The organism is Pseudomonas sp. AL03 (assembly GCF_029960815.1).
Taxonomy (GTDB): Bacteria; Pseudomonadota; Gammaproteobacteria; order Pseudomonadales; family Pseudomonadaceae; genus Aquipseudomonas.
In genome coordinates, this window is record NZ_JASBRE010000008.1 from 173,529 (window position 1) to 187,137 (window position 13,609).

At 60.7% G+C, this 13,609-nt stretch carries 11 protein-coding genes and 1 pseudogene; 7 read left to right on the forward strand and 5 right to left on the reverse strand.

Annotated elements, in window-relative coordinates:
• Positions 1-59: 59 nt before the first annotated feature.
• The 5 genes from QK293_RS10880 to edd all read right to left on the reverse strand — a co-directional run bounded on the left by QK293_RS10880 (position 60) and on the right by edd (position 6,623).
• Positions 60-1,319 carry an AGE family epimerase/isomerase gene (locus QK293_RS10880; protein ID WP_282377282.1) on the reverse strand — a complete coding sequence of 420 codons (1,260 nt, stop codon included), beginning with the start codon at positions 1,317-1,319 and terminating at the stop codon, positions 60-62.
• Between the two features lie 156 nt (positions 1,320-1,475).
• A complete protein-coding gene (locus QK293_RS10885; RefSeq protein ID WP_282377283.1) occupies positions 1,476-2,945 on the reverse strand; it encodes an ATP-binding protein in 1,470 nt (489 codons plus the stop codon).
• Positions 2,935-3,666, reverse strand: coding sequence for a response regulator transcription factor (locus QK293_RS10890; protein WP_007903365.1), 732 nt, complete (start codon positions 3,664-3,666; stop codon positions 2,935-2,937). The genes QK293_RS10885 and QK293_RS10890 overlap by 11 nt, the downstream gene beginning before the upstream one ends.
• A gap of 183 nt (positions 3,667-3,849) precedes the next feature.
• Positions 3,850-4,800 carry a glucokinase gene (locus tag QK293_RS10895; RefSeq protein ID WP_282377285.1) on the reverse strand — a complete coding sequence of 317 codons (951 nt, stop codon included), beginning with the start codon at positions 4,798-4,800 and terminating at the stop codon, positions 3,850-3,852.
• Positions 4,797-6,623 (reverse strand): phosphogluconate dehydratase, encoded by a 1,827-nt coding sequence (edd, locus tag QK293_RS10900; RefSeq protein WP_282377286.1) that lies wholly within the window; start codon positions 6,621-6,623, stop codon positions 4,797-4,799. Before edd ends, QK293_RS10895 begins: the two co-directional genes overlap by 4 nt.
• Positions 6,624-6,843: 220 nt before the next feature.
• On the opposite strand from edd, the gene gap reads away from it, so the two are divergent.
• The 7 genes and pseudogenes from gap to QK293_RS10935 form a co-directional block, all read left to right on the forward strand.
• Positions 6,844-7,845 carry a type I glyceraldehyde-3-phosphate dehydrogenase gene (gene gap / locus QK293_RS10905; RefSeq protein ID WP_282377287.1) on the forward strand — a complete coding sequence of 334 codons (1,002 nt, stop codon included), beginning with the start codon at positions 6,844-6,846 and terminating at the stop codon, positions 7,843-7,845.
• A 17-nt stretch (positions 7,846-7,862) separates the two neighbouring features.
• Positions 7,863-8,327, forward strand: coding sequence for a methylglyoxal synthase (locus QK293_RS10910; RefSeq protein WP_282377288.1), 465 nt, complete (start codon positions 7,863-7,865; stop codon positions 8,325-8,327).
• Positions 8,328-8,404: 77 nt separating this feature from the next.
• Entirely contained in the window at positions 8,405-8,923 is a 519-nt protein-coding gene (locus tag QK293_RS10915; protein WP_282377289.1) for a sigma-70 family RNA polymerase sigma factor, read from the forward strand.
• Between the two features lie 155 nt (positions 8,924-9,078).
• Positions 9,079-9,993 carry a FecR domain-containing protein gene (locus tag QK293_RS10920; RefSeq protein ID WP_282377290.1) on the forward strand — a complete coding sequence of 305 codons (915 nt, stop codon included), beginning with the start codon at positions 9,079-9,081 and terminating at the stop codon, positions 9,991-9,993.
• A gap of 122 nt (positions 9,994-10,115) precedes the next feature.
• Positions 10,116-12,680, forward strand: a complete 2,565-nt coding sequence (locus QK293_RS10925) for a TonB-dependent receptor (protein WP_282377292.1) — start codon at positions 10,116-10,118, stop codon at positions 12,678-12,680.
• Between the two features lie 114 nt (positions 12,681-12,794).
• Positions 12,795-13,403 (forward strand): biliverdin-producing heme oxygenase, encoded by a 609-nt coding sequence (locus QK293_RS10930; protein WP_282377294.1) that lies wholly within the window; start codon positions 12,795-12,797, stop codon positions 13,401-13,403.
• Between the two features lie 26 nt (positions 13,404-13,429).
• Positions 13,430-13,609: pseudogene (locus tag QK293_RS10935) on the forward strand (hypothetical protein); the annotation flags it as partial.

Sequence of the window (13,609 nt, forward strand, 5' to 3'; positions counted from 1 at the left end):
TCTAAACAGGAGTTGTCCCTTCGCAGGTAACGAAGGGACGTTCGAATGTCACCGTATGGTTACACAGGAGCGCTCTGGGATAACTGTGCCAGGGCAGTCGCCATGCTGGGTGCCAGAGGCAGTCGCGGGATCAATACGGCTTGCCAGGCGTGATAGAGATCAGGCTTACCGGCCCAGATATCGGCGCTCGGGCGGTTCTGCGGATCGAGTTCGTGGTGCCAGCTGCCGTTTTCACGGTCGATGAAATGGTTGTCGCAGAATTCCCAAAATAGTCGGTACCAGCTTTCGTATTGCGCATCGCCAGTGCGTTTAAGCAGTGCACTGGCGGCGGCGCTGGCTTCGCAATGGGTCCAGTGCAAACGATGGCGGACCACGGCGCGATTGTCCCAGTCGAGGGTGTAGACAATCCCAGGCGCACCGTCGACGTTCCAGCCGTGGCGGCAGTTGTGGTCGAAGAGTTTTTGCGCGTCAGTGGCCAGCCAACCTGGCGTGAGCATCCCTGCCTGCACCCGCGCCGCTTCGAGGTGCAGCAACAGCCGCGCCCATTCGAAACCGTGGCCCGGCGTAGTGCCGTAAGGGCGAAAACCGTCGGCCGGGTTGTCGTGGTTGTAGTCGCGAAGCGGCTGCCAGTCGCGGTCGAAATGCTCGACCACCAGGTAATCGTTGGCGGCGGCGTGACCGTGGATCACCCGCTCGACGATGCGCTGGGCGCGGCACAGCCAGCGGTTGTCGTCAGTGACATCCGCCAGCGCAAGGAAGGCTTCGGTGGCGTGCATGTTGCTGTTGGCGCCGCGATAGCGTTCCTCTTCACTCCAGTCGCGGTTGAAGGATTCGCGCATCGCGCCCTCCTCCTCGCTCCAGAAATGCGTGTCGATGACGTTGATCGCGTCATCGAGCAAAGCTTGCGCGCCGGGACGCTGGGCGACTACAGCGGAACTGGCGGCCAAGGCCACGAAGGCATGCAGGTAAGCAGCTTTGCAGGTGTTGCCGTCGCGATGATGTGCGGCGGCGAACCAGCCACCGTGCTCGGCATCGCGCAATGGGCCGCTGAGGGCTTTGACGCCGTGATCCACCCGCTCGGCAAAACCCGGCAAGCCCTGAATATGGGCCATGGCAAAGCTGTGGGTCATGCGGGCGGTGTTCATGGTTTCGGCTTGAGCGTTGGCCGGGAGGTGGCCCTTTTCATCGAGATTGCCGAAGCCTTCGGGAAGCGTTGAAGCCTTGGCAAACGCCAGCAGGCGCAGACCTTCGGCGGCGAGCCATTGTTGATGGGCAGGTGCGTTCAGCCAACTGCTGAAAGCAGGTAGGAAGGTGTCCATGGGGTACCTTTTTTGTTGTTATGACTGGGGGGCAGTCTAAACAACGGTCGGGGGTGGGCTTGTAACGAAGGGCGCGAGTTATGTCACCGGGTTGTGACATTTGACTGGAGAAATGTGTTGAAAGGTCTGACGCCGAAGAACGATAACGCGGTATCGCTAATCCACACTGCGCGGCAACTGCAACGTCACCCGCAACCCACCTTCACGCAAATTCTGCAGGCTGACCTCACCCCCATGGCTATGCGCAATATTTCGCGCAATCCCCAACCCCAACCCATAACCCTGCTGCTGCCCAGCCAGGCGAAAGTGCGGTTCGAACACCTGCTCCATCCGTTGCTCAGGCACCCCTGGCCCCTCATCGTCCACATGCAGGATGAACGCACTCTGGTCGTCATCAATGTGCAAATGCGCTTTCTGCCCATACTTCAAGGCATTGTCGATCAGGTTGCCGATGCAACGCTTGAGCGCCAAAGGTTTACCGGGATACGCCGCCAGCGCACGCCCTTGTTGAGTGACGCGACCATTGCCGTTGGGCGCCAGGTACGGCTCCACCAGACAATCAAGCACGTGGTTGAGGTCCACCGGTTCGATGTTTTCGTGGATGTCAGTGTCTTTCACGCATTGCAGCGCGCCTTTGACCAGCAGCTCCAGCTCATCCAGATCACGGCCGAACTTGGCTTGCAGTTTTTCGTCTTCGAGCAATTCAACCCGCAGCCGCAACCGGGTAATCGGCGTGCGCAAGTCATGGGAAATCGCGCTGAACAACTGGCTGCGCTCGGTCAGGTAGCGGCTGATGCGCTCGCGCATCGCATTGAAGGCGCGGCCCACTTCGACCACTTCGCTGCCGCCTCCCTCCGCCACTGGCTCGACTTCCGCGCCGAGTGACATGTCCCGTGCTGCCCGCGCCAAACGCTTGAGCGGCCCGCTCTGCCAGTGCACCAGCAGGCCAATGAACAACAGCAAGAAACCGCTGGTGAGCACGATGAACCAGACTTGCTGCGCCGGCAGGCCTTGCTCTTCAAGACTGGTGTAGGGCTCGGGCAACAGTGAGGCGATGTACAGCCACTCGCCCGGTGCCATTTGGATTTGGGTGACCAATACCGGCGGATTCACCGGTTCCAGGGTCAGCGCGTAATGGGCCCAGGAGCGAGGTAATTCATCGAGTTTCAGGCCGCCGTTGAAGATCCGCAGGTCTTCGGGGCTGACGAACGTCACCGAGATATCCGTGTCCTGGCCCAGCGACTGGCGCAGCACTTCGTCCACCGCTTTGAGTACTGCTTCTTTGCGCGGGGTGATCGGCAGCACTTCCATGCCCAAGGGTTTGTCATTGAGCGTCACCACGAAACGGGTGCCGCCCATGCTGCGCAACTGGTCGAGCACCAATGGCCGAAACGCTACCGGCAGAGAACGGAAGTAACTGACGCTGGCCGTCATCGAATGGGCGAGGCTACGGGCGCTGGTGACCAGGCCTTCAAGCTGGGTGGCGCGCAGTTGCGAGACCCAGATCACGCTCGACAACGTCTGGGCGAACAACACCGCCAACAGCGTCAGCAACAGCATCCGCCCAAGCAGCGAGCGCGGCATGGGGATTCGTGCGGCGACTTTGCGGAAAAACTTAGTGGCCATTGCTGGCAACCACATTGGCGGCCAGTTGGTAGCCGCTGCCGCGCACGGTACGGATGAGCCGCGGCGGTTTTTCGGTGTCGCGCAGGCGCTGGCGCAGACGGCTGACCGCCATGTCGACGATGCGATCCAGCGGCATCAAATCGCGGCCACGGGTGGCGTTGCCGATGGTGTCGCGGTCAAGGATTTCCTGGGGGTGATCAAGGAACAGTTTCAGCAGCGCGAAATCGGCGCCGGAGAGAATTACTTCTTCGCCGTCGATGTGGAACAGTCGGTGACTGACCATGTCCAGGCGCCAGTCATCGAAGGCCAATACTTCACTGCCGGAACGCTCCTGCCCGAACTGCGCGCGACGCAACAAGGCTTTGATGCGCGCCTGCAATTCACGCGGGCTGAAGGGTTTACCAAGGTAGTCGTCCGCCCCCAATTCCAGACCGATGACGCGGTCGGCCTCGTCGGAACTGGCGGTGAGCATGATGATCGGCACCTGCGCCTGACGCGGGTGCTGACGGATCCAGCGGCAGAGGCTGAAGCCGTCTTCGTCCGGGAGCATCACATCGAGGATCACCAGATCGCTCGGTGCCTCGTTCAGCGCCTGACGAAAGCCTGCACCGTCGGGCGTGGTGCGAACCTGGAAACCGGCGCGGGTCAGGTAGGTGTCCAGCAACTCGCGTATCTCTTGATCGTCATCGACCAACAAAATCGACTTGTTGACTGAGCTCACGGGGCGGCGTCCTTGTTGTGTGAATTGGGCGGATTATGCCTGATCGATCATGGTTCTATGTTGTTTGTACTGGCCTCTTCGCGGGCAAGCCTCGCTCCTACAGGTAGAGGGTTGGTCGCCATTTTTGTGAACGACTCCAATTCTGTAGGAGCGAGGCTTGCCCGCGAATGAGGCGACTCGGTCTTAAGCCTGATCGAGTGCCACACCTGCGCCAACAAGGCCGGAATACGGCGCCGTCACCAGCCACACCGGGATGCCTTTGAAGTAATCGCTCATGCAGCCCTTGTCCGCAAAGCACCGGGCAAAGCCGCTTTCGATGAAGAAATCGGCGAACCGCGGAATCACCCCACCCACGATGTACACGCCACCGCGTCCGCCCGTGGTCAGCACGTTGTTGCCGGCCACACGACCCAGCCAGCAGCAGAACTGCTCAAGCACTTCCAGGGCAATCGGATCGCCGGCCAGACCGGCAGCGGTAATCGACTCGGGGGAATCCAGCACGGGTTCATGACCGTCCACCGCACAAATCGCCCGGTAGACCCGCGGCAAGCCGCTGCCGCTCAATGCCGTTTCTGCGCTGACATGGCCGATCTCATTGAAGATGTGTTGCCACAGCTGAGTTTCCCGCGGACTGCTCAGCGGCAAATCGACGTGACCACCCTCCCCCGGCAACGCGGCGAAACGACCTTCACCCAGATCCAGCAACGTGCCGACGCCCAGGCCCGTGCCCGGACCGATCACCACCGCCGGCCGCAACGGCTCCGGCGTGCCTTCGCAGACCACCCGAAACTCGTCCGGCTGCAAACGGGTCATGCCCAGCGCCATGGCCGAGAAATCGTTGACCAGCAGCAGTTGATCCACCTGCAAGGTCCTGCAGAAACCCTTGCGGCTGAGTCGCCAGTGATTGTTGGTGAACTTGAATTCATCGCCACTCACCGGTCCGGCCACCGACAGGCACACCGAACCGATCGAACCCGACGCCAGGCCTAGCCCGCTCAGGTAGAGGGCAATAGCCTCTTCCGGGCTGGCGTGAGCGGCCGTCGCCAGCACCTGGATCGATTCCAGCTGCTGGTTTTTCCACAACGCGAAACGTGCGTTGGTCCCACCGATGTCACCGACCAAAGCCAGTTTCAATTAAGCGTCTCCAGGGCAGAAGTAAAGGCGCTGGCGCCTTGCTCCGCCGAGCTGAAGGCCATGCGCATGAAACCAAACAGCTCGCGACCGCTGCCGATGTTATTGCCCAACAGGCCCTTGGCAGGTTCGCGCGCTGCGAATTCTTCGGCGTCCACCTTAAGCTCCAGAGTGCCTTTGACGCCATCGACGCGGATGATATCGCCCTCTTGGACGCGCGCCAAAGCGCCGCCCACATACGCTTCGGGGCTGACGTGAATCGCCGCCGGGATTTTCCCCGACGCACCGGACATACGCCCGTCCGTCACCAACGCCACTTTGAAGCCGCGATCCTGCAGCACGCCGAGGAACGGCGTCATCTTGTGCAACTCCGGCATGCCGTTGGAGCGCGGGCCCTGGAAGCGCATCACGGCGACAAAATCCTTCTCCAGCAAACCGGCCTTGAACGCATCGGCCAAGTCCTGCTGATCCTGGAACACCATGGCCGGTGCTTCGACGATCTGGTTTTCCAGCGCCACGGCGGAAACTTTCATCACGCCGCGACCGAGGTTGCCTTCCATAACCCGCAAGCCGCCCTCTGGCGAGAACGCGCGAGCGACCGGGCGCAGGATGGTTTCGTCGAGGCTGTCGATCGGGCCTTCGCGCCAGACCAGTTCGCCATTTTCGAGGAACGGTTCCATGGTGTAGCGGCTCAGGCCATGGCCCAGAACCGTATTGACGTTTTCGTGCAGCAAGCCGGCTTCCAGCAGTTCGCGGATCAGGAACGACATGCCGCCCGCGGCCTGGAAGTGGTTGATGTCGGCTTTGCCGTTCGGGTAGACGTGGCTCAGGGTCGGCACCACCTCGGAGAGGTCGGCCATGTCCTGCCAGGTCAATTGAATGCCCGCCGCCATGGCGATCGCCGGCATGTGCAGCGTGTGGTTGGTCGAGCCGCCGGTGGCGTGCAGGGCCACGATGGAGTTGACCAGCGAACGTTCGTCGACGATTTCGCCGATCGGCATGAAGTCGCCGCTTTGCTTGGTCAGACGCGTGACCTGATGCGCCGCTTCGCGGGTCAGGGCATCGCGCAACGGCGTGTTCGGGTTGACGAAAGAGGCGCCCGGCAAGTGCAAGCCCATGACTTCCATCAGCAACTGGTTGGTGTTGGCGGTGCCGTAAAAAGTGCAGGTACCCGGGCTGTGGTAGGACTTCATCTCCGATTCCAGCAGCTCCTCGCGGCTGGCCTTGCCCTCGGCGTAGCGCTGGCGAACGTCGGCTTTCTGCTTGTTGGAAATGCCCGAGACCATCGGCCCGCCCGGCACGAAGATCGTCGGCAAGTGACCGAAGCGCAGCGCGCCCATCATCAGGCCCGGCACGATCTTGTCGCAGATGCCGAGCATCAGCGCGCCGTCGAACATGTTGTGGGACAGCGCCACGGCGGTGGACAGCGCGATCACTTCGCGACTCGGCAGGCTCAGTTCCATGCCCGGCTCGCCCTGGGTCACGCCATCGCACATGGCCGGGGTACCACCGGCGAACTGGCCGACGGAGCCGATTTCACGCAGGGCTTTTTTGATCTGTTCAGGAAAGACTTCGTACGGCTGGTGCGCCGAGAGCATGTCGTTATAGGACGAAACAATCGCAATGTTCGCGGAGTTCATCATTCGCAAACTGTTCTTGTCGTCGGTGCCGCACCCGGCTACGCCGTGGGCGAAGTTGGCGCACTGCAGCTTGCCGCGCATAGGACCGTCGCTGGCAGCTCCACGAATCAGTGCAAGGTAAGCCTCACGCGTGGCGCGGCTGCGGGCGATAAGCCGTTCGGTGACCTCAAGAACGCGGGGATGCATGTGTAGAACTCCAGGCTAACGGATGTGGCGACCTGATTGTCTATGCTGATCAAGAACCGTAGTGATTGGGATGACAGACGGTTTTCTTGATCGGTCGGACCAGTTGATTCAGGTCACTCGTTGTAGATTGAACAAAATATTGCCATTAAAAAGGCTTGTTTTCTATTTTTATGCGAATAATCTTGTAATTCCAACAACAAATCGACGGCGGCCCTGTTAAATGACTCTTCGAATCGCAATCAATGGTTTTGGCCGAATTGGCCGTAACGTCCTACGCGCACTGTATACCCAAGGTTATCGTCAGGACCTGCAGATCGTTGCCATCAATGACTTGGGCGACAGCTCGATCAACGCTCATCTGCTCAAGTACGACACTGTTCACGGCACATTCGACGCCGATATTCAGCATGATCTGGAAAGCCTGACCGTCAACGGCGACCGTATTTCTGTCAGCGCCATTCGTAACCCGGCCGAACTGCCCTGGGCCGCGGAAAAGATTGATGTCGTGTTCGAATGCACCGGTTTGTTCACCGACCGAGCCAAAGCCGCCGCGCATATTACGGCCGGCGCACGCAAAGTGATCATCTCGGCCCCGGCCAAAGGCGCCGACGCCACCGTGGTGTATGGCGTTAACCACGACATTCTGCGCCAATCGCACCAGATTATTTCCAACGCGTCGTGCACCACCAACTGCCTGGCCCCAGTGGCCCAGGTGCTGCACCGCGAGCTGGGCATCGAAAGCGGTTTGATGACCACTATTCACGCCTACACCAACGACCAGAACCTGACCGACGTCTACCACACCGACCCGTACCGCGCCCGTTCGGCTACCCAGAACATGATCCCGAGCAAGACCGGCGCTGCTGAAGCGGTCGGTTTGGTGCTGCCGGAACTGGCGGGCAAACTGACCGGCATGGCGGTGCGTGTTCCAGTGATCAATGTGTCGCTGGTGGACCTGACCGTGCAACTCAAACGCGAAGCGTCGGCCGATGAAGTGAACGCGCTGCTGAAAGAAGCCAGCCAACACTCGAAGATTCTTGGCTACAACACCCTGCCGCTGGTCTCCAGCGACTTCAACCACAATCCCCTGTCGTCGATCTTCGACGCCAACCACACCAAGTCCAGCGGCAAGCTGCTCAAGGTATTGGCCTGGTACGACAACGAATGGGGCTTCTCCAACCGCATGCTCGATAACTGCCTGGCGCTGTGCAACGCAGAGTAACCGTTGGAGCAGCACCGATGATCGGTATCAGCTTTACGCAAAAGACCATGGCAGCGCGCAAGCGTATTGCCTTGGTCGCCCATGACCACTGCAAGGTGTTTTTGCTGGACTGGGCCGAGCGGCAGAAAGGCAGGCTCGCACAGCATGAACTGGTCGCCACCGGCACCACCGGGTTGTTGTTGCAACAACGCCTGGATTTGCCTGTGGAGAGCATGATCAGCGGCCCGTTGGGCGGCGACCAGCAACTCGGTGCGCGAATCGCCGAGCAGCGGGTCGACATGCTGGTGTTCTTCTGGGACCCGTTCGAACCACAGCCGCACGACCCGGACATCAAGGCGTTATTGCGAGTCGCGGCGGTCTGGAACATTCCCGTCGCCTGTAACGAATGCAGTGCCGACTACCTGCTCAGCAGCCCGATGATGGAGCAGGCGCACGAACACCGGATCCCCGACTACGCGACCTATCTGTTGGGTCGCGCCTAAACCTTCATGAATCAATACTTGACCATTTGAGCGGATGATAAGCATTATCATTTGCTCGAAATGGATCAGGTCCTCCCGTGAGTCAATCTCGCTTCAATCACGTCTTCATCGCCCAGCGAGTCTCTCTGCTGCGCACGTTGGAGCGGATGGTCAACAATCACAGCACCGCCGAAGACCTCCTGCAGGAGACCTACCTGCGAGTGACCCGGGCGCTCAGTGAGCGGGCCATCGATCACCTTGAACCCTTCGTTTTCCAGACCGCCCGCAACCTGGCGCTGGACCATTTGCGTGCCCGGCGCATTCAGTCCCGCACCCTGCTCGACAACGTCCCGCTTGACGTGGTGGAAAGCGTCGCCGCCCCCGCCAGCAGTGCCGAGGACGCCGCCCATGCCGAACAATTGCTTGAGCGTTTGAACGTGAGCCTCAATGAGCTCAGCCCCCGTCAGCAGCAGATTTTTATCCTCAGCCGTCTGCACGGGCACAGCTATCTGGAGATCGCCGAGAAGCTCGGCGTGTCATTGAGCACCGTGCAAAAGGAGCTGAAACTGATCATGGCGGTCTGCGTCGGCGTGGCCGAACGGTTAAACGGCGACTGAGTCCACAGGGCTTTGCTACCCTTGCCCCACTTTCAAGCTTCATTAAAAAAACAGCCGTGCCAAGACACTGCCGAGGAAACACCGTGACGGACACGCTTCCAGTGCCTCCCCCCGCCCCCCCTCCGCCCTCCCCGGCGCGGGACCCCGCACGTGCGATGGACCAGGCCCTGGACTGGCTGATCGTGCTGGACAGTCCGAGCGAGGAACAGACCCGACAGTTTCACGACTGGCTGGCCGCCAATCCGTTGCATGCCGAGGCGTTCGCCAAGGCTCAGGCGATCTGGGAGGGCCCGCAGGTCGTGCAATGTGCGCAAAGCCTGGCCGCCCGCCCGCCGAAAGTGACTGTCCTGTCGCGCCTGCGGCCTCACTGGAAACCGCTGACCACCGCCGCCGTGCTGATCCTCGGTGTGTTCAGTTTCAGCAATCTGCCCATGCGCCTGCAGGCTGATCACCTGACCGTGGTCGGTGAACGTCAACGTCTGCAATTGGAGGACGGCTCGAAGGTCCTGCTCAATACCAATTCGGCCTTCTCCAGCACCATCAACGATCAACAGCGCATTGCCCGCTTGTATCAGGGCGAAGCGTTTTTCGAGGTGGCGGGCAATCGCGGCCAGCCGCTGGAAATCGACGCCGGACCAGTCAAGGCCAGCGTTCGGGACACCGCATTTGCGGTGCGATATCTGGACGGTGTGGCACAGGTTCGGGTGCAGCGTGGGGATGTCGACTTGCGAGCGACCCGCGACGACGCGCGAATTCGATTGTCCGCCGGAGAAAGCATCCGCATCGGCCCCAACGGATTTGATCGCCCCGCCAAACTCGATGCCGCGACCGATCTGGCGTGGGTCCAGGGTCGACTGGTGTTCGAAAACTGTCCGCTGAGCCAGGTGCTGGCGGAGCTGCGTCGTTACTATCCAGGCTGGATCATCATCAACAACAACAACGAGCAGTTGGCCGACATCGCCGTCACCGGCAACTACCGACTCGACCAGCCGTTGGACGTGGTCCGTTCGCTGGCCCACATCACCTCGGCGCGGCTTCAGGAATTCCCGGCGCTGGTCATCTTGAACTAAATGAGAATTATTTTTACTCGATAGCCAAACCCCGTACGTCTCGTTATAGCCAATGCAATTGATTCGCATCTCTGGATGCCAACCAGCACCTATAAAGATTCGTGCGACACGGAGCGCTATCGATGTCCTCTCGCCTTACCCGCCAACCCTCTTCACCTTCTCGCCTGCTGACGCTGCTGACCGCCGCCATCCTGATGGCAGGCAGCGCGCCGCTGATGGCCGCCACCGCTGCAGAGCAACCGACCCGCAACATGGGCGATTACGCGTTCGCCATCCCTCAGCAGTCGCTGGTCTCGGCACTCAATGCCTTTACCGCCGTGACAGGCTGGCAAGTTGGCTTGCCGGCAGAACTGGCTGAAGGCGTGGCCTCGCCGGGCGTACGGGGTTCGCTACTGCCGGAGAAAGCCCTCGATCGCCTGTTGGTGGGGACCAACCTGAGCTATCGCAAACTGGGCAACAACAACATCGTGCTGGAGAAGCGCAGCAACAGCGGCGCGCTCAACCTGGAACAGGTGACCATCAGCGCCACCCGTCAGGAACAGGACGTGAACAGCGTGCCGAGCACCGTCACCGTCCAGACCCGCGAAGCGCTGGACCGTAACAATGTGAATAACATCAAGGATCTGGTGCGCTACGAGCCCGGTGTTTCGGTGAGCGGCGCCGGTCAACGCGCCGGTCTCACTGGCTACAACATCCGCGGCATCGACGGCGACCGCGTACTGACCCAGATCGACGGTGTGCAGGTGCCCGACAGCTTCTTCAACGGCCCGTACGCCCAGACCAACCGCAACTACGTCGACCCCGAGATCGTCAAGCGCGTCGAGATCCTGCGCGGCCCGGCGTCGGTGCTCTACGGCAGCAACGCCATCGGCGGCGCGGTCAGCTACTACACGCTGGACCCGGACGACATCATCAAACCGGGCAAAGACGTCGGCGCACGCCTGAAGACCGGCTACAGCTCGGCCGACGACAGCTGGTTGACCTCCGGTACCGTGGCCGGTCGCACCGGCGACTTCGACGGCCTGTTGCACTTGAGTCAGCGCAATGGTCATGAAACAGAATCCTACGGCGAAACCGGCGGCACCGGCCTGACCCGCACCGAGGCCAACCCCGAGGACGTGCGCACCACCAACGTGCTGGCCAAGCTGGGCTGGGACTACGCCGACGATGCGCGCTTCGGTCTGACCTACGAGCACTACAAGGACGACCGCGACACTAACCAACTGAGCGCGGTGGGCGGCCCGTTCAACGCAGGACGCGGTTTCGGCTTCTATAAATCCCGTACCGGCAACGACACCGTCACCCGCGAACGCTTCGGTCTGGAACACAGCTTCGGCCTGGACAGCATCCTGGCTGACAACATCAAATGGACGCTGAACTACCAGATCGCCAAGACCGACCAGCGCACCGAAGAAATCTACGCGCCGTCGCGCACCGTGCTGCGCAACCGCGATACCACCTACAAGGATCGCCAATGGGTGTTCGATGCCCAGGCTGACAAGTCGTTTGCCATCGCCGACACCGATCACCGTGTCACCTATGGCACCACCCTCAAACAGGACAAAGTCACCGGTCTGCGTACCGGCAGCGGCACCTGCCTGACAGTGGCCGGAGCCTGCCGGGTCATCGGTGCCGCCAGCGCTGCCGACACCCTGAAACCCGCCAGCGACTTCCCGGACCCGACCATCAACAGCTACAGCGTGTTCGCTCAGGATCAGATCAGCTGGGGCAACTGGACTTTCCTGCCCGGTGCACGCTATGACTATACCCAGCTCAAGCCACACATCACGGACGAGTTCCTGGCCACCGCAGACCAGAGCGGCAACGGTGCGGTGAGCGATGACACCAAAACCTGGCATCGTCTGTCGCCAAAATTCGGCACCACCTATAGCTTCAACGCCAACTACACCGGGTATGGCCAGTACGCCGAGGGCTTCCGGACGCCGACCGCCAAGGCCCTGTATGGTCGCTTCGAAAACCTGGCCGGCGGCTATCAGGTCGCACCTAATCCCGACCTGGAGCCGGAAAAGAGCAAGAGTTATGAAACCGGTTTGCGCGGCCAGTTTGAGGCGGGCACTTTCGATATGGCGGTGTTCTACAACAAATACCGCGACTTCATCGACGAAAACGCCATGACTCCCGGCTACACCGAGACCACGTTCCAGAGCAACAACATCAAGCACGCCACCATCAAGGGTCTGGAGCTCAAGGGTCGCCTGAACCTGGATAATTTCGGCGCACCAAACGGTCTCTACACCCAAGGTTCGGTGGCCTACCTCTATGGCCGCAACGATGACAGCGGCGAGCCGCTGAACAGTATCAACCCGCTGACCGGCGTGTTCGGTCTGGGTTATGACCAGGACAACTACGGTGCCCTGTTGAGCTGGACACTGGTTAAACGCAAGACCCGCGTCGACAGCACCAGCTTCAAAACACCGGACGGCACCAGCACCCAGTTCAAGACCCCGGGCTATGGCGTGCTCGACCTGGCCGGTTTCTACAAGGTGACCGACGATGTAACCGTCAACGCCGGCCTCTACAACCTGACCAACAAAAAGTATTGGCAGTGGGACGACGTGCGCGGTTACGACAGCGTCGGCGAAGCCTCGGTGACGCAACCGGCCAACCTCGATCGCCTGACTCAACCGGGTCGCAACTTCGCGGTCAATCTGGTCTGGGACATCTGACCTGATTCACCTCACGGCGCCGCGGAATAGAAGCAGCACCGGGAGGTTTTTTTACTGTCCGGCGCCCCGTCATTCGTCTCGTTACCAAGCGCCTCTTTTTCTCAAGGACTTCTCATGACCACTCAGGACACTGCTCAACGCCCGACTCTGCGTTCGCAACGCTTGAACCAGATCACCCATGAACCTCACACCCAACTCGATGCGCTGGTCAAAACGCACGCACCGTTTGAAACCCAGGCCAACTTCGCGCGTTTCGTGGTTGCTCAATATTTGTTTCAGTCGGAACTGGTGTCGCTGTACAACGATGCCCAGCTGACGTCCATCGTTGCGGACCTGCCGGCACGCTGCCGTGCGGAAGCGGCCAAGGCTGACCTGGCTGATCTGGACACTGAAGTGCCGGCGCCCGTCGCAGGTGCCGTGAAGAATCCAGCCAAAGCCGAGGCCCTGGGTTGGCTCTTCGTGTCTGAAGGCTCGAAACTCGGTGCGGCGTTCCTGATCAAGCGTGCCGTAGGCCTGGGGTTGAGCGAAACCTTCGGCGCTCGTCACCTCGCGGAACCGGCCGGTGGCCGCGCTGAAGGCTGGAAAAGTTTCGTCAAAACCCTCGACGGGCTGGCGTTCAGCGCTCAGGAAGAAGCTGAAGTGGAGAAAGGCGCAATCAATGCGTTCAACCGCTTTACCGTGCTGCTGGAACAGGCTTACGCCTCCACCCCTGAACTCGCCTGACAACACCGCACCTGTAGGAGCGAGCGATGCGGCGATCCGACTTGCCCGCGAAAAACGATAACGCGGTCTGTCTGAAGTACCGCGTCGTACCATTCGCGGGCAAGTCGGATCGCCGCACCGCTCGCTCCTTGTATGTTGACCCTGACTCCAGCGAGAGAGGTTACGCTCAAGGATTCATTCAACAGCAAGTGCGTTTCTGGGGGAGG